Raw genomic sequence first — 17,860 nt, forward strand, 5'->3', positions numbered from 1 at the left:
TTTATGCGTTGTGGTTGTTTTTAAAATCGTCGTGGTTGTCAACAAAAGTAATCTTACGCGTAGGAGCCACGTTTACGCGCAAATCAAAAATATCAAAGCGGTTGTAATGCCCCAAAATATCGTGCATTTGTTTGGGCTGAATGCATTTAGACAAATCAATATCAGCATAAACCATCCCTTCATTGTCAATGAGCGGAGTTCCGATGACCGCGCCATTGGGACCAATAAACCCTGAAAATGCCGAACTTTTGCGATCGAGCAAAGCATCAATATTCGGAACATCTGAGCGCAAAGCGTCTTTGATTTCAGCTGAAATAGTTGAGCAAGAAACTAGGGTAAACAATTTTCCTTCAAACGAATGGGCCGCTGCGCGAATCTTAATTGCCTCGGCCATATCGTAATCTGGCGGAGCCACCGGAAGTGAAATATAATTGGCCACGTGCAAAAGTTCGCCTTGACTCAGCAAAGTAAAACGCGCCAAAGTATTGGTGTTCTCTCCGCAAGCCAAAGTTCCGAGTGGGCCCACATTGGTTGGATATACTTTTAAGGATGATCCGTCGCCTGAAGTCCAGGTGAGTTTTTCGGCCCAAGTTGGCACGAGTTTTCTGTGACGACCGATGAGTTCTCCTAAATGATTGATGATGAGATTGGTGTTGTAAATTTCGCCAAAACTATCACCGCGCTCGTTGATGCCGATTACGATGTTCATTTGATATTCGCGCGCAGCGGCAAACAAAGGTTGCAACTCAGCATCAGTTACGGCCACTGAGTTTTTGTATAACTGCTCATACCATTTGCTGCCTTGTACCGGCGTCATCACCCAGTTCCAGTAGGGGTAACCCGCTACAAAAACCTCCGGAAAAGCGATGAGTTGTGCGCCGTTTTGATGGGCTTCACGAATAAACGCAATGGCTTTTTCAATGGTTTTGGGCACGTTGAGAAAAACGGGTGCGGTTTGTACCGTAGCGGCTTTAAATTGAGGAAACTGCATATTATTCTATAAGGTATTTTTGAATTTTTGATTTGATTTCGTCGTTGAAAGGTTCGGCTTTGATGCCGTCTCTGTCTTGATTAAAGGCTACGTTCACCAAGGTAATTTCACCGGAAAGCGTGGTTTTACCTTCGTCATCGGTAAATTCAAAACCGCACAAAAGCGAAGCAAAACCGATGTTTTTAACCCATAGTTTTTTGGTGAGTATTTGGCCTAAACGCGCGGCATTTTTGAACTGAATTTTTAAATCAACCGTGGGGATTCCGTTGGTTTGATGCATTTGATGAAACGGACGGTCTAAAGCTTCGGCAAACCAATCTTCAACCAAGCCATTGAGCATTTCAAGAAATCTTGGGTAAAAGACAATGCCCGCATAATCTACGTGCTGAAAACGGACTTTTTCGGTGGTGACAAATGGTTGATTCATGTAGGGATTTTTTAGCCCCGATAGCAGCGAAAATCCTTTTTAGGAACACCGGAGCAAAGCGCAGGTGATGACTGAAAAGATTGCAGCGAATAGCGGGAAAAAGCTTCTAAAATTAATGATTATTTATGGGATTTTTTCAAAGTGTTTGCTTGAGTTTAAATCGTTGGATTTTTCCGGTTTCGGTTTTGGGTAAATGTTCTACAAAATAAATAACGCGTGGATATTTATACGGCGCAGCTACTTCTTTGAACCACTGTTGTATAGAAACCATCAAATCATTGGATGCTTTAGATTTTTCATGAAGCACAATATAAGCGCAGACCAGCATGCCGCGCTCGTCATCGGGCAAGCCCACTACCGCACATTCGGCCACGTCTTCATGGGTCATCAGCACGCTTTCAACTTCAATCGCCGCTATGTTGTAACCCGACGAAATAATCATATCGTCGCCACGCGCCACAAACCAGAAATAGCCCTCTTCGTCTTGACGGAAAATATCGCCGGTAAAATTCCAGCCGTTTTGTACGTATTCTTGTTGTTTTTCGGGTCGATTAAGGTATTTACAACCCGTGATACCGCGCACCATAAGACGTCCGGGGGTATTGGCGGGAACTTCATTAAAATCTTCATCGACAATTTTAGCTTGATAGCCCGAAATGGCCACGCCGGTGGCGCCGGGTTTCATGTTATCGTGGTGCGACGAAATAAAAATGTGGAGCATTTCAGTAGCGCCAATACCGTCTATGATTTTGAGTCCGGTAGCATCGTACCAATCTTGCCAAACCTTGAGCGGCAGAGTCTCGCCGGCAGAAACGCATTTGCGCAAGCTTGAAATATCAAAATCTTTGACTTTGGTGGTAATCACACGCCAAGCTGTAGGCGCCGTAAAGCAAACGGTGATTTTATATTTTTGTATGGCCTCGAGTAAAATATCGGGTGCGGGTTTTTCGATCAAAAAACTTGAGGCGCCATAATACATCGGGAACAAAACCAATCCGCCCAAACCAAAAGTAAAGCCTAGTGGTGGGCTTCCGGTAAAAATATCATTTGGCGTAGGTTGCAGTGAATATTTCGGGAAAGCTTCGCAAATATTAATAATGTCTTGGTGGTAATGCGCTGTCATTTTAGGCAAACCGGTGGTTCCGGAGGTGAATCCGATCAAAGCAACGCTGTCGGCCCGAGATGGATAATTTTCACAATCAGTTGATTTGCTACTCATCAATTTTTCAAGTTCTGCCGGATTTTGTTCTGAACCGTCAAAATAACATACTGATTTTAAGAACGAAGATTCAACTAATTGCATTTCATCGCGCAACGATTCATCACACAAAGCATGTGATATTTCGGCACATTCGATAAAAGTAGTAAGTTCTTTGCTGCGCAAAAGCGGCATGGTGGCAACGACTATTCCTCCGGCTTTGAGCACGCCAAACCAACACGCCACCATCATCGGGTTATTGGCCGAACGAATCAAAACGCGATTGCCCGATTGCAAACCTAAATCTTCTGTGAGCACGTGTGCTATTTGATTGGCTTTCTCCATGAGTTGGCGATAGGTCCAAATCGAATAAAAACTGCGCAAACAAACCTCATCACCGTGACCATTGGCAATGTGCTTATCGAGCAAAGGCCAGACACAATTGAGCATTTCGGGCTGGATAAACTCGGGGTTTTCAAAAATATATTCGGCTTGCTCGTGTACAGGCGGTAAATAATCATGAGCAAAATTGTCGTGGTAATGCTTCATATTTTTTCGTTTAGGAATTTTTGAACGGTGGGATAAAAAACTTCGGGTGCATCGAGCCAGCCGTAGTGGGCGCAATGATCTATTAAAACCAACTGTGCATTCGGAAATGCTTTTTGAATTTCTTGGGCAGTTTCAATTTTGAGGATGTCGTTTTTGCCTTGTAAAACCAGAACCGGACGTTGGAATTTTTTGAATTTATCTCGGGCGTCATACTTGATTTTAAACAAATCTTGAATGACCAAATTATTTACCGGCAAATTTAACTGTAATAAGCGTTGTGCAATTAAGGGCGCGTGCTCTGAGTGATGCACATAAGCATAAGACAAATATTTAGCTCGGGCTTTGCGGGTAAGCTCTGAAGTATCGCCATTGTTCTGTTTGTTTTGATAATAAGCCAAACTATCGCGCTGTGTTTGGGTTAAATTATTTTGAATGCGCTCTTGCAAATAGTTGGTAAATTCCATGGTCAGCCCGCCGGCATTTGAGAAAATGAGTTGGTCAATTTGATTGGGATGCAACGATGCATAATGCGCCATCAAAATTCCGCCAAAAGAATGCCCAAAAATAGACCACGTTTTGAGTTGAAGATGTTGACGAAGATTTTCGATATCCTCAACCATAAGTTGCATATTGATGTTTTGGGCATCGACTTTCGCTACTGTAGATTTTCCGGTGCCACGCTGATCATAGGTAATGGTTTGATAGCCGAATTTTGACAATTCTTCAGCCAAATGTGCGAAACCTTCACTGTTCATACCCGGGCCTCCGTTGATGATGAGTAGCGGTTTTCCTTTTCCGAAAACGCGGTAATGCAATTGCGATGAACCGCTTTTGATGAGTTGACTTTCTTGAGCTATCATAGATGAAAAAACCAATAAACCAATAATACCAATGAATCGCATTACTTTTTATGACTTTCGGGTTTTAAAGCTTTTTTCATGGATTCAGTGGCATTGCGCTCGGCAGATTGAAGCGGATACAAATGCGAAACTCCGGCCACGTATTGATTCGGAATATCATCGGGTTTAAATTGTTCATACGCTTGCGCATGGCGAACAAAATTCGGATCGAGCAACAACGGACGACCTAAAGCCACCAAATCAGCACGTGCATTGAGCAATAAGGTATTGATTTGATCAATGTTTTGAATATAACCGGTGGTAATGGTTGGAATATGAACCGTATTGCGCACCAAATCTGAAAACGGTGTTTGCCACATACGACCAACTTGTGGTTTTTGATAAGAAACAGTATTTCCTGTAGATACGTTGATGATGTCGGCTCCGGCATTTTTAAAAGCTTCAGCAATGATGACCACCTCAACTTCTGTGACGCCATTTTCAGCCCAATCTGAAGCCGAAATACGCACCGACATGGGTTTGTTCTCTGGAAAAACCTCGCGCATGGCTTGGAAAACTTGCAATGGGAATTTAAGTCGATTTTCAATAGAGCCGCCAAATTCATCAGTTCGGACATTGGTGAGCGGAGACAAAAACGAAGCCAGCAAAAATCCATGATGTGCTTGTAATTCAACCATATCAAAACCGGCCTCTTCAGCAAAAATAGTCGCATTGACAAATTCAGAAATGACATTGTTCATATCGGTAATGGTCATTTCACGCGGAATCGGCATATCAGCAGTAAAAGCAATCGGCGAAGCTGAGATTAAATCCCAACCGCGTTTGGCAAGCGGAATATTGGCGCCGATGGACGGAACCTCAACAGAACCTTTTCGGCCGGAATGACCGAGTTGAATTCCGATTTTAGATTTGCTGTATTTGTGTACATAACGAACTACTTTTTTCCACTTAAGCATTTGTTCTTCAGTCCAAATTCCGGCACAACCTAAAGTGATTCTGCCTTTTTTTGAAACAGCAGTCATCTCGGTCAATATCAATCCAACACCTCCGGTAGCGCGCGCTCCGTAATGCACCAAATGCCAATTGGACACCAAACCGTCTTCGGCGGCATATTGCCCCATGGGCGACATCACAATTCTGTTTTTGAGTTGCATATCGCGCAAGCTAAAAGGTGTAAAAGCAGCCGGAGTTTTGACTTTGAAATTTCCGATGCTGCAATTAAAATCAGTCAAGACTTTTTCAGTAAACGAATCATCGCGCAAGGCCAAGTTCTCGAACGTTACTTTTTTAGAACGCGTCATCACGCCAAAAGCAAACGGTGTAAAATCGTGTTGCATATGGCGATCCATGTGTTCAAACCAATCAAGTGAAACATTGGCTGCGTGTTGAATCATTTCAACGCGACTGCGTCGGAGTTGTTCATATTTTTCAAAAGCCTGCGCTTTGTCTTGTTTGTGTTCGATGATAGAATCGGCCAATGCAATGGCACATTCCATAGCGAGTTTGGTTCCTGAACCAATAGAGTAGTGGGCCGTAGCTTTGGCATCGCCGAGTAAAACGATATTGCCGGAATGCCATTGATTATTGGTTACGTGTGGAAATTGTCGCCAGTGTGATTTGTTTGAAATGAGCGAATGTCCTTGTAATTCTTCGGCAAAAATCTCAGACAATTTGGCCATGGTATCGGCTTCATTGCCTACTTCAAAACCCGCATTTTTCCAGGTTTGATCAGCACACTCAAAAATCCAAGTACTCATGCCTTGTTCATATTGATAGGTGTGCGCAACGAAAGTTCCGTGCTCTGTAGTTCTGAAAAAATAGGTAAAAGCATCAAGCGGTCGGGTAGAGCCGAGCCAAACAAATCGATTGCTTTTGAGTTGAATGTTTGTTCCGAATTGTTCTTGACGCGCATCGCGAATCGGGCTATTGATACCATCACATGCAATGATGTAATCTGCATCGGCAAATTGTGACAAATCATCAATATTATGTTCAAAATGTAATTGAACGCCTTCTTCAATACATCGCTGCTGCAATAACTGAAGTAAGGTTTTTCGAGAACAGCCGCAAAATCCATTACCGGAAATGCGCACCACTTCACCATCACGAGCTACCTCTAAATCATCCCAGTAGGCAAATTTACTGCGGATGAGTTCATAAGATTGAACATCACGCGAGAGAAATTCGCTGAGCGTTTCATCTGAAAACACAACGCCAAAACCAAAACTATCATCAGCTTTGTTGCGTTCGTAAACATCAATTTCACAAGACGGAATGGCTTTTTTGAGCAAAATCGAAAAGTATAATCCGCCCGGGCCGCCGCCAATTACTTTTATTTTCATATATCTATAAAAAAACCTGTTTGTTTAAAAACAGGCTGTTATTAATTTCGTTTAATAGTAAAAATTTCACCCAGTTTGGCATAATTAGAACCCGCTAATCGAGCCACTGGTTGATAGTGTTCGAGATTGATTTTATATCCGTCCATGAGCAATTCTTCGGCAATATGAAATTGAACTATACGCCCAATGATGATGGTAGAACCGCCGTTTTGACTTCCTTCTAGAGTATAATGATGTACGAGTTCACATTCCATAGACACCGGGCTTTCAAGAACTCTTGGAGGAGCTACTTTAACTGAGGCAATTGGAGTTAGATGTGCGTAATCAAATTCACTTTCATCAGCAGAAATGGGATGAGCCGTTAGATTCATGGCTTCAGCCAATTCTTCAGTCACCATATTCACTACAAACTGCTTGGTTTGAAGCACATTGTGCAGCGTGTCTTTGATAATATGATTACTTCTGGAAGTTGAAAACATAACATGCGGCGGATCATCACCTACAGCGTTGAAGTATGAAAACGGTGCTAAATTGACAACACCGTTTGCATCAACACTCGAAATCCAACCAATTGGGCGCGGGATAATCAAGCCCGTGAGCAGCTTGTAAATGGCAGATTGTTCTAAATGATTGGGATCAAATTGCATTAGGTAAAAATTTCAACCAAGATAATCAAATTTCTGAATTTAAAAATAGAGTGTATTTGTTCTAAAATAATCAACACAAAAGCAAAAGCCGAACTTGAGAACAGCATCTAAAAATATATTCAATGAATCAAGTCTAAAAGGCAAAAACGTTTTTATAAATTTTATGATTTTAGAAAATCTATGAGAATATTCTATAAAATCAAGCATTTTTTTACTTCATAAAAAAAAATACACAGAATATTTTTAGAATCTTATTTATATATAATTGCTAAATTAGTATATTTATGCAAATTTTTTATATATGGAAGTTTCTAGCTGCCCGAAATGCCAAAGTGATATAATTGTAAAAAGCGGTGTCATCAAAGGCCGTCAGAGGTATTTATGCAAAAAGTGCAACTATTTTTTTACCGTCAACAAACTCGGAAAAAAGATTGACGATTACTATGTAACCAAAGCTTTGCAACTCTATCTTGAAGGCTTAAGTTACCGCGAAATTGAGCGTATTTTAGGCGTTTCACATGTCACCATCAGCAATTGGGTCAAAGAGTACAAAATCAAAAAACCGACCCACGGCAATTATCACCCAACATATAAGATTTTTAACCACTTAGAATTAGTAGAATTCTTAAAAAACAAAGAATTATTATCAGGCGCTGGAATGATCATCACCGAACTCGGTGACAAATTTATGCTTATAAAATGGGAGCGTTTCAAAGATTAAGCTATATGATTTACATATATATATATCATAATTTTTCTCGTTAACAAAAATTTAGAATTTGGTCTGGCCTAACAATGAGTAACCAACCAATTTTAAATAATTATGAAAAAAGTAATTCTATTAACCTTTGCCTGTGTTTCTTTTTGGGGAAATGCCCAAACAACACCGGCAGCAACCACTCCTACCAACGGAGAAAAAGAATGGGACGTCAGTATGTACGGATTTATCAGAACAGATTATATTTACGACACCCGCAAATCGGCCAATGTTCGCGAAAATGAACTCAACCTTTATCCGCTTGACGAAGTTAAAGATGCTGACGGAAATGACATCAATGCGGCCAGCGCTTCAAACTTTTTAGCCATTATTTCTAGATTTGGCATCAAAGCCAAAGGCCCAAATGTTTGGGGTGCCAAAATCACCGGAAATCTCGAAGGCGATTTCTTCGGAAATTCAGAATCAGCCACCACCGGAAGTTCAATCGGTTTACTGCGTTTGCGTCATGCTTATGTCAATATGGATTGGTCAAAAACATCTTTAACCATGGGACAAACTTGGTATCCGACTTTTATTCCTGAAGTATTTCCAGGTGTTGCCAACTTTAATACCGGCATTATGTTTAATCCGTTTGGATGGGCCACACAAGTTCGTTTAAAACAATCTCTTGGAAAAGACTTCTCATTGGCCTTGACCGCATACAAAGAAAGAGAATTCAACGTCTCTGGGCCAGGATCACAAAATGCTGCGTCGATTAATTCGCCGATTCCTACCTTTCACGGACAATTTCAGTACAAACACAAAAACTGGTTGGCCGGTTTAGGCTTGGAATACAAATCACTTCAACCACTCACTGATTTGGGTGGAAAACAAACCACAGAAAAAGTCAACAGTACCATTTTGATGGGCTATCTCAAATACTCAAACGAGAAAGTTTGTATCAAAGCCTACGGAATTTCTGGCGGAAACATGTACAGTCAAGTCATGCTGGGTGGTTATGCAGGTTATACCTTAAACGGTGTAGAAAAATACGAAGCCATCAAAACCTCAGCCTTTTGGTTGGATATTGCCAGCAACGGCAAAAGCATCGCACCGGGCTTGTTTGTGGGTTATACCCAAATCAACGGAGCGGACAAAAACGGATTAGCCACCGGTGAAACCGTAAAATACTACATGCGTGGAGCCAATACAGCATTCACCAGAGTAGTTGACAACGTCATGCGCGTATCAGGGCGTGTTGATTTCAAGCAAAATAAATTCAGAGTAACTCCTGAAATTGAATATACTGGAGCCAGCTGGGGCGATATGAGCACAAAAGCCGATGCCACTGCCAACGGACATTCAAAAGACGTAAACAATGTGCGCATTATGGTATCGTGCGCTTATACTTTTTAACTTTAAACCATCAATATTTATCTTATGAGCAAGACATCTACAAAAGGAATTTGGAAAGTGATTTCTGCTTCCTCTATGGGTACCATGATCGAATGGTATGACTTTTACATTTTCGGAAGTTTAGCCGTGGTTATTTCAACCAAATTCTTCCCGGCTGACAACCCAACTGCAGCTTTCTTATCGACCTTAGCCACATTCGCGGCCGGTTTCGTGGTTCGACCGTTTGGTGCTTTATTTTTCGGACGATTGGGCGATCTCATCGGGCGTAAATACACCTTCATGGTTACGCTAATGCTCATGGGCGGAGCAACGTTTCTCATTGGTTGTATTCCGAGTTATGAAACCATTGGCTTTATGGCGCCTTTACTGGTTTTGGTGCTCAGACTTTTACAAGGTTTAGCCCTCGGTGGTGAATACGGTGGAGCAGCTACTTATGTGGCAGAACACGCACCTAAAGGAGAACGTGGCTATTGGACTTCATGGATTCAAACTACCGCTACCGTTGGTTTGTTCGTTTCGTTGATGGTTATTTTGATGACCAAATCAGCCATGACCAAAGAAGCTTTTGAAGATTGGGGTTGGAGAGTTCCGTTTTGGATATCCATTTTAATGGTTGTTGTTTCATATTACATCCGTAAAGGAATGCACGAATCTCCGGTATTTGCCAAAGCTAAATCTGAAGGCAACATCAGTGCAAATCCGCTCAAAGAAAGTTTTGGAAACAGATACAACCTTAAATTTGTATTGTTGGCTTTATTTGGAGCAACGATGGGGCAGGGTGTAGTTTGGTATACCGGTCAGTTTTATGCCATGAATTTCTTAAAAACGGTTCAAAGCATTGATGCAACTCAAGTAGATACTTTACTCGGGATTGCCCTGATTTTAGGAACGCCTTTCTTTGTGGTTTTTGGTAGTTTAAGTGATAAAATCGGGCGCAAATACATCATGATGGCCGGTATGTTGCTGGCGATTGTATTGTATCGTCCGATCTACAAAAAAATGTATGCCACTACTGATTTGGCCAACAAAACTGAAATTGTTGAGAACACCAAAACAGTTCCATCCATGAAAGCTTTAGAAGGAACCAAAATCGATTCTATCTACACCACCAACAAATCATTTACCGACGGAACCACAGTTGAAGAAATCAAAACCATCCACTTAGACAACGGTAAAGTAATACTAGACGATAAAGGCAAAGAAAAAATCGAAACCAAAGTCACCAAAAAAATTGTTGACAGCGATAAATGGATTCTTGTTTTTCTGGTTTTTATTCAAGTGATTTTTGTAACCATGGTATACGGACCGATTGCTGCCTTCTTGGTTGAAATGTTCCCAACCAAAATCAGATACACGTCTATGTCGTTGCCTTATCACGTTGGAAACGGAATCTTCGGCGGATTGCTTCCGGCCATCTCAACTTATTTTGTAACCACTTCAAAAGAAGCCGGAGATCCGGAGTTCTACCTTGAAGGATTGTGGTATCCGATCATCATCGCTGCTGTTAGTTTGGTCATCGGTATGATTTACATCAAAAACAAAAGTAAAAACGCTCACATTTAATACACACATCATGAATCAGTTAAAACGTATCTTAGGCATGATTTGGATTGCCTGTGCAGTAGCCGCTGCTTACTTCTGTATTTTTAAATTCGGTTTACCCAAATTTGAAACCGGCAAACAAGAAGACTTGGTATTTGGCATCATCATATTATTCATCTTAACTCCGCTCATCGTTTCTGGCTTAGGAACCTTTGGTTATTATGCTTTGATGGGCGAATATGACGATTCTAAACATTAATTTTATATTTTAGATGCACACTCTTTTTAGGGTGTGTATCTTTTTTAACCATGAAGAAAAGACACCTTCAGAAACTTATGCTCACGAGCCTTATTTTGGCTCTGGCCTTCAACTTGCCGCTGCTGCTGATTTTTAATTCAGAAGCGGCGATTTTTGGCATTCCTAAAATTCTGTTTTATGTTTTTTCACTGTGGGCCGCTTCAGCCATTGTATCACTGATCATCATTCAAAAATACAATGACTAATCTGGGCATCATCATCATATTGCTGCTTTACTTGGCTTTGCTGTTTTTTACAGCGCAATGGGCCGAGAAAAAAGAAAACTCCAAATGGACAAGCAACGCCTTTGTTTATTCATTATCCCTAGCGGTGTATTGCACCACTTGGACCTATTACGGAAGCATTGGTGTAGCCGCCAATTCAGGGCTCAATTATATTCCGATTTATCTCGGACCTGTGATTGCTTTTCCGGCTTGGATTGTCTTGCTCAAAAAAATCATCCGCATATCACGAGTCAATAAAATTTCAAGTATTGCTGATTTTATTTCGCTCAGATATGGCAACAGTCGCGCGCTCGGAGCCATGATTACACTGTTGGTTCTTATTGCCATTTTGCCGTACATCGGTTTACAGATCAAAGCCATTTCTGAAACCTTTTATATTGTTACCAACCACCAAGACAGCGGCAACATCATCTTTGATACTTCTATTTATGTGGCGCTCATTTTGGCCGTTTTTGCTTCGTTTTACGGAACGCGCTATGTAGATGCTTCTGAAAAACGCCGCGGAATAGTCACGGCAGTTGCTCTAGAATCAGCTATTAAACTGATCTTTTTTGTGATTCTCGGAATTTACGTTACTTATTTTGTGTTTGACGGCTTTGACGATATTTATCAAAAAGCATCCGTTCTTCCGGGCTTTCGCGAAAAGAATACGGTTCACGGGCTTGAAGGCGCGATGAATTGGCTGATGTTCTGCGTTTTATCATTCATGGCGATTTTCTTGTTGCCCAGACAATTTCATATGTCGGTGGTTGAGAATCACCGCGAAAAACACGTGCGCACAGCCATTTGGTTTTTCCCGTTGTATTTGTTGCTGTTCAATGTTTTTGTATTTCCGATTGCTTGGGGCGGCAATATCCTATTTGAGCACAAAACAGTCAATTCTGATATGTATTCGCTTTTGATTCCGCAATTGTTCAACAACCAATTCATGACCGTTTTGGTCTTTTTGGGCGGATTCTCGGCAGCCATCTCAATGATTGTCGTATCGTCTATCACCTTGGCCACCATGCTCAGCAACAACTTGCTCATTCCGTACGGATTTTTGGGTTCCTTAAACGAAACAACACAAACCAAAAACAACGAGCAAATTTTGCGCATTCGTCAAATAGGCATTTTCTGTTTGATTATTTTAGGTTATTTGTTCTACCGATATTTCTTGGTGAAGTTTTCATTGGTTTCTGTCGGTATGATTTCATTTGTGATTATAGCCCAACTTGGACCGGCTTTTTTTGGGGCTATTTTCTGGAAACGAGGCTCGTTTAAAGGCACTGTGGCCGGATTAGCCATCGGAATGTTGGTGTGCTTTTACACGCTGATGTTGCCGTATTTTTTTAGCTCGATTGAAACCGGAAGCTCGTTTATCTTGAACGGAATTACAAAAGATGGCTTGCTCAAGCCTTTTGCGCTTTTTGGTTTGGATATTTTTGATCCTGTTCCACATGCATTGTTCTGGAGTTTACTTTTAAATACATTAGCTTATTTAATTGTTTCTGTGAGTTTTAAAGGAAATTATCGCGAGCGCAATTATGCCGAAATTTATGTAGATATTGACCGATATATCAATCACCACGAAAACGCCTTTGTCTGGAGAGGAACTGCCTACATCAAAGACATTGAAAAAGTGTTGTTGCGCTTTTTGGGCGAAAATAGAACCCAGCGCGCACTCAAAATTTTCAGACTTAAATACAACATTCCCAACGATGCACTTATGGCAGATGCGCGATTGATCAAGTTTGCCGAGAATTTGCTCACGGGTCACATCGGAACGGCTTCGGCCAAAATTCTCATTGAGGGCGTAACCAAAGAAGACAAAATCAGTTTGCCCGAGGTGTTGCGTATCCTTGAAGAATCACAAGAAAACATATCGGTCAACAAACAACTGGTGGCTACTTCAAAAGAGCTTGAAAAGATTTCTGAACAACTCAAAAATGCCAACGCTCAATTAGTCAAAAAAGATCTTCAAAAAGATGAATTTCTCGATACGGTTACCCATGAATTGCGCACGCCTATTACCGCCATCAGAGCCGCGAGTGAAATCTTGCACGACGATGACGAGATTCCAGAACCACTCAAAAAACAGTTTTTGCAGAACATTATTTCAGAATCAGACCGACTCAATCGCCTGATTGACAAAATCCTCGATTTAGAAAAATTTGAAACGGGCAAGCAACACATTCATCCGACAGAACACAACTTGTTGCAAACACTGGGTAAAGCCATTGATCCATTACAGCAACTAATGATGAACAGCCAAATTCAATTCAATCTCAATACCGAATTAGCCCCGGAAATGGCTTTTTACGATGAAGAACGCTTGATTCAAGTAATCAATAATTTAATCTCGAATGCCATTAAATTTTGCGGCGGACAAATTGAATTGACCGTTTCTGAAATTGATGAACAGCTCAAAATTCAAATCTACAACAACGGAAAACCCATTGCCGAAGACGAACTCGAAGCTATTTTTGACAAGTTTTATCAAGCGCAAAATCAGAATGTCAAAAAACCCATCGGCAGCGGATTGGGCCTAGCCATTACCAAACAAATTGTTGAAGCGCACCACGGTAAGATTTGGGCAGAAAATACTGAAACCGGCGTATTATTTATCGTTATTATTCCACAAACAAACACACAAACTCAATGATGAAAAAGATCCTGATTGTAGACGACGAACCCAACATTGTCATGTCATTAGAATATACTTTTCGCAAAAGCGGTTATGAGGTTTTCATTGCCCGAGACGGAAAAGAAGCCATTGATATCCTCGAAGTACAAACACCCGACATGATCATCCTTGATGTTATGATGCCCAATGTTGATGGTTACGCGACGATTGAATATGTCAAAAAACAACCGCAACTCAAACATTGCAAAGTGATTTTCTTGTCGGCCAAAAACAAAGAAAGCGACATCGAAAAAGGCTTACAATTGGGTGCAAACGCCTACATGACCAAACCTTTTTCTATTAAAAAATTAATTGAACAGGTTCAAGAATTATTACAATAACACAACCATGAATTATTCAGAATTTTATCAAAAAAGCATACAAAACCCTGAAGCCTTCTGGGCTGAACAAGCGCAGTCCGTTGAGTGGTTTTTGCAACCATCCAACATATTATCTAAAAATAAAGACGGATATCCGCAGTGGTTTTCAGACGGGCAAATCAACGTTTGTTATTTAGCTTTAGACAAACACATACAAGACGGATTTGGCGACCAAACGGCTTTTATCTACGATTCTCCGGTAACGCAAACCGTCAAGAAATACAGTTTTAATGAAGTTAAGTCTGAAGTTGCGCGCTTGGCCGGCGGGCTTTTATCACTCGGACTTGAAAAAGGCGATACGGCGGTTATTTATATGCCGATGATTCCGCAAGCCGCTTTTGCCATGTTGGCTTGCGCACGCATTGGCGTAACGCATTCGGTTGTTTTTGGTGGATTTGCGCCTCATGAACTCGCTATTCGCATTGATGATTGTCATCCGAAAGTTATCATCACGGCATCGTCAGGAATTGAGATTGACCGATTGATTGCCTACAAACCGCTCGTTGATGAAGCTATTGAACTCGCTGAGCACAAACCGCAAAATGTGGTGATTCTCAACAGAAAACTCGGCGCTAAAATTCCGTTTAAAAAATACGACATTGATTATGATGCCTTGGTGTATGGCTCAGAAGAAGCTGTTTGCATTCCGGTTGAAGCCACGCATCCGTTGTATGTTTTGTATACATCGGGAACCACCGGAAAACCTAAAGGAATTGTTCGTGACCACGGTGGTTATGCCGTTGCTTTACAGTATTCTATGAAATATATTTACGGCGCTCATCCGGGCGAAGTATTTTGGGCCGCCTCTGATGTGGGCTGGGTGGTAGGTCATAGTTTTATCGTGTACGGACCACTCATCAACCGAAACACCAGCGTCATTTTTGAAGGCAAACCCATTAAAACACCCGATGCCTCTACTTTTTGGCGATTGATTGCTGAGCATCAGGTAAGTATCATGTTTACAGCACCCACCGCTATTCGCGCCATTAAAAAAGAAGATCCCAATGGCGATTTTATCAAACAATATGATTTGAGTTGTTTGCGTACCCAATTCTTAGCCGGTGAACGCTGTGATGTGGCTACTTTAGAATGGTACCAACAACATATTCCGGTAACCGCTGTAGATCATTGGTGGCAAACCGAGTCGGGCTGGCCCATGATATCCATTATGAAAGGCATTGAAGATGCTGACGTAAAACCGGGCTCAGCCGGAAAAGCCGTGGCCGGTTATGATATTCGAATTTTTGGCGAAAATGGGCAAGAACTTCCGGCCGGTGAAGAAGGTTATGTAGTGATTGCATTACCGCTACCACCGGGCACTTTGATGGGTTTATGGAACGATCAACACCGATTTGAATCTGGGTATTTGAGTAAGTTTCCCGGATATTATTTCTCGGGCGATGGCGGATACAAAGATGCCGACGGATATTTATACATCACCGGCAGGGTTGACGATGTGATCAATGTGGCCGGGCATCGATTATCAACTGCCGAAATGGAAGAAATTGTGGCCCAACACGAATCAGTAGCTGAATGCGCCGTGATTGGTATCAACGATGAACTCAAAGGTCAGGTTCCGTTTGCGCTGGTGGTGACAAAATCAGGTGTGCAAAAAGAACATTTTCAATTAGAACAAGAAATAGTTCAGCTGGTTCGTCAGCAAATAGGGGCAGTGGCCTCAATGCGCAATGTGATGGTGGTACAGCGATTGCCCAAAACGCGTTCTGGTAAAATCTTGCGCAAATTGCTCAGAAGCATCATTGATAAAACCGAATTTCAAATACCATCAACCATTGATGACGAAGCGATTATTGGCGAGATTCAAGAAGCCTTTGAAAGCTACGTTTTGTTAAAAGCAAAATAAAATATTAACCAGCAGATTTTCTGTTGGTTTTTTTTAAATACATTTGCAGAGTGAATATTCACTCACGTAAAAATGGATCAAACTTCACAACGTCAATACGAGATTATTCAAGCTGCCGGAAAGCTATTGATTGAAAAAGGAATCAAAGGCCTCACCACCAAAAATCTGGCCGCCGAGATGGGTTTTTCAGAAAGCGCTTTGTATCGCCATTTCAAGAATAAAGAAGACATCATCGTTTTTTTGTTGGATTATCTCAAACAAAACATAGAGCAAAGACTCAACGAAATTGCTTATTCATCGGCTCGCCCGAGTGATAAATTAGAACAGGTTTTCAAAAGTCAGTTTGCATACTTTAGTCAAAATCCACATTTTATTGTAGCGGTTTTGTCTGAAGGGTTGATAGAAGATAATACCAAAATCACGCAAAGCATCTGGAGTATTTTTCAGTTTAAATCACAATTGATTAGCCAACTCATTGATCAAGCCAAACAAGCCGGTGAAATCACCACCCAAATTTTCACGCCGGATATCTTGCATATTTTGTTGGGTAGTTTTAGATTGATGATGTTTCGCTGGAAAATGACTCAGTTTGGTTTTAATCTGCTAGAGCAGGGAAGCGCTTTGATGCAAGTCAATATTAATTTGTTGAAACAATGAAAAAAATAGGTTTTTATTTGCTGTTATGCGCTTTGGTTTCATGCAGTAAAAAAGAAGAAATTCATCCGCAATATCAAGATATACAAGAATTGGTGTTTGCCTCAGGTGAATTAGAATGGGACGACACCTATCATCTGACGGCCCAAACCGACGGCGTGCTCAATCAATTGTCATTTGAAGCCGGAGATATCGTTCAAAAAGGAACTGTATTGGCCGTGATTGACAATCCGACCAATCAAATCAATTCGCAAACCGCACGCGCTCAATCTGAAATTGCCGATGAAAATGTTTCAGTGAATGCGCCGGCTTTGTTGGCTTTAGAACAAAATATACAATCGGCAGAACGCAAATATCTTCAAGATCAAAAGCAAGCCGAACGTTATGAGCGTTTACAGCAAAACAACATTGGTTCACGCGTAGATTATGAAAACGCGCAATTGGCGGCTAAGAATTCGTTGGCCAGTTGGCAATCGCTTAAAAAACAATACGCACAATTACAACAACAAGCGCGCGGACAACTCATTACAACGCGCGGACAACTCAAGAACAGTCAAATTCTTGAAGATTACAATAAAATTACGGTAGCCGAAAACGGAACAGTTATTAAAAAATTCAAAAACAAAGGCGATTATGTGCGCAAAGGCGATGTGATTGCCAGCATTGGCGATGCTCAAAAGGTGGAAGCCGTTTTGAATGTTGATGAAAACAGCATTGGTAAAATCAAAATCGGGCAAAGGGTATATGTCAAACTCAACACGCATAAAGATCAGGTTTACCAAGCCAAAATTTCTGAAATCCTGAGCGCTTTTGATACCGCATCGCAATCCTTTATTTGCAAGGCAACTTTTAATGAAGTTTTACCGCAAGCTTTGTTCGGAACCCAATTAGAAGCCAATGTTTTGGTGGCCGAGAAAAAACACGCATTGCTCATTCCGAGAAGTTATTTGAGTTACGGAAACAAAGTTAACCTCAAAGGAAAAGACGAGCCGGTTCAAATTAAAACGGGTATTGTTTCTACTGAATATGTTGAAGTGCTTTCAGGATTAGACACTTCAAGCGTTTTATTGCCTTTAAAACCTTAG

General features: G+C 41.3%; 16 protein-coding genes. 10 read left to right on the top strand and 6 right to left on the bottom strand.

Translation table 11 applies throughout. The features are described from left to right. Position 1: 1 nt before the first annotated feature. The 6 genes from KIH23_RS05985 to KIH23_RS06010 all read right to left on the bottom strand — a co-directional run bounded on the left by KIH23_RS05985 (position 2) and on the right by KIH23_RS06010 (position 7,014). On the bottom strand, positions 2 to 991 hold the full coding sequence (locus KIH23_RS05985; RefSeq protein ID WP_213211997.1) for a carbon-nitrogen hydrolase family protein: 990 nt from the start codon (positions 989 to 991) through the stop codon (positions 2 to 4). Position 992: 1 nt separating this feature from the next. Then, a complete protein-coding gene (locus KIH23_RS05990) occupies positions 993 to 1,418 on the bottom strand; it encodes an acyl-CoA thioesterase (protein WP_213211999.1) in 426 nt (141 codons plus the stop codon). A gap of 136 nt (positions 1,419 to 1,554) precedes the next feature. Then, positions 1,555 to 3,165 (bottom strand): AMP-binding protein, encoded by a 1,611-nt coding sequence (locus tag KIH23_RS05995; protein ID WP_213212001.1) that lies wholly within the window; start codon positions 3,163 to 3,165, stop codon positions 1,555 to 1,557. Then, complete coding sequence (locus KIH23_RS06000) at positions 3,162 to 4,067, bottom strand: alpha/beta fold hydrolase (protein WP_213212003.1); 906 nt, start codon at positions 4,065 to 4,067, stop codon at positions 3,162 to 3,164. The genes KIH23_RS05995 and KIH23_RS06000 overlap by 4 nt, the downstream gene beginning before the upstream one ends. After that, positions 4,067 to 6,367: an FAD-dependent monooxygenase gene (locus KIH23_RS06005; RefSeq protein ID WP_213212005.1), complete on the bottom strand. Its 2,301-nt coding sequence runs from the start codon at positions 6,365 to 6,367 to the stop codon at positions 4,067 to 4,069. Before KIH23_RS06005 ends, KIH23_RS06000 begins: the two co-directional genes overlap by 1 nt. A gap of 41 nt (positions 6,368 to 6,408) precedes the next feature. Further along, complete coding sequence (locus KIH23_RS06010) at positions 6,409 to 7,014, bottom strand: flavin reductase family protein (RefSeq protein ID WP_213212006.1); 606 nt, start codon at positions 7,012 to 7,014, stop codon at positions 6,409 to 6,411. A gap of 301 nt (positions 7,015 to 7,315) precedes the next feature. On the opposite strand from KIH23_RS06010, the gene KIH23_RS06015 reads away from it, so the two are divergent. The 10 genes from KIH23_RS06015 (at position 7,316) to KIH23_RS06060 (ending at position 17,860) form a co-directional block, all read left to right on the top strand. Next, the gene (locus KIH23_RS06015) at positions 7,316 to 7,735 is read left to right on the top strand and encodes a helix-turn-helix domain-containing protein (protein WP_213212008.1); all 420 of its coding nucleotides are present in this window, start codon (positions 7,316 to 7,318) and stop codon (positions 7,733 to 7,735) included. Positions 7,736 to 7,837: 102 nt separating this feature from the next. Beyond that, positions 7,838 to 9,127, top strand: coding sequence for a DcaP family trimeric outer membrane transporter (locus KIH23_RS06020; RefSeq protein ID WP_213212011.1), 1,290 nt, complete (start codon positions 7,838 to 7,840; stop codon positions 9,125 to 9,127). Positions 9,128 to 9,151: 24 nt separating this feature from the next. Next, positions 9,152 to 10,690, top strand: coding sequence for an MFS transporter (locus KIH23_RS06025; RefSeq protein ID WP_213212013.1), 1,539 nt, complete (start codon positions 9,152 to 9,154; stop codon positions 10,688 to 10,690). A gap of 10 nt (positions 10,691 to 10,700) precedes the next feature. Next, positions 10,701 to 10,928, top strand: a complete 228-nt coding sequence (locus tag KIH23_RS06030) for a DUF6814 family protein (protein WP_213212015.1) — start codon at positions 10,701 to 10,703, stop codon at positions 10,926 to 10,928. Between the two features lie 50 nt (positions 10,929 to 10,978). Beyond that, entirely contained in the window at positions 10,979 to 11,173 is a 195-nt protein-coding gene (locus KIH23_RS06035; RefSeq protein ID WP_213212017.1) for a hypothetical protein, read from the top strand. Then, entirely contained in the window at positions 11,166 to 13,856 is a 2,691-nt protein-coding gene (locus KIH23_RS06040) for a sensor histidine kinase (protein WP_213212019.1), read from the top strand. The genes KIH23_RS06035 and KIH23_RS06040 overlap by 8 nt, the downstream gene beginning before the upstream one ends. Beyond that, positions 13,856 to 14,218 carry a response regulator transcription factor gene (locus KIH23_RS06045; RefSeq protein WP_213212223.1) on the top strand — a complete coding sequence of 121 codons (363 nt, stop codon included), beginning with the start codon at positions 13,856 to 13,858 and terminating at the stop codon, positions 14,216 to 14,218. Before KIH23_RS06040 ends, KIH23_RS06045 begins: the two co-directional genes overlap by 1 nt. Before the next feature lie 7 nt (positions 14,219 to 14,225). Continuing rightward, positions 14,226 to 16,121, top strand: a complete 1,896-nt coding sequence (locus tag KIH23_RS06050; protein WP_213212020.1) for an acetate--CoA ligase — start codon at positions 14,226 to 14,228, stop codon at positions 16,119 to 16,121. 72 nt (positions 16,122 to 16,193) lie between these two features. Next, positions 16,194 to 16,778 (top strand): TetR/AcrR family transcriptional regulator, encoded by a 585-nt coding sequence (locus KIH23_RS06055; protein ID WP_213212022.1) that lies wholly within the window; start codon positions 16,194 to 16,196, stop codon positions 16,776 to 16,778. Beyond that, complete coding sequence (locus KIH23_RS06060) at positions 16,775 to 17,860, top strand: efflux RND transporter periplasmic adaptor subunit (protein ID WP_213212024.1); 1,086 nt, start codon at positions 16,775 to 16,777, stop codon at positions 17,858 to 17,860. The genes KIH23_RS06055 and KIH23_RS06060 overlap by 4 nt, the downstream gene beginning before the upstream one ends.

The organism is Flavobacterium sp. CYK-55, assembly GCF_018413465.1.
In the GTDB taxonomy this organism is placed as follows: domain Bacteria; phylum Bacteroidota; class Bacteroidia; order Flavobacteriales; family Flavobacteriaceae; genus Flavobacterium.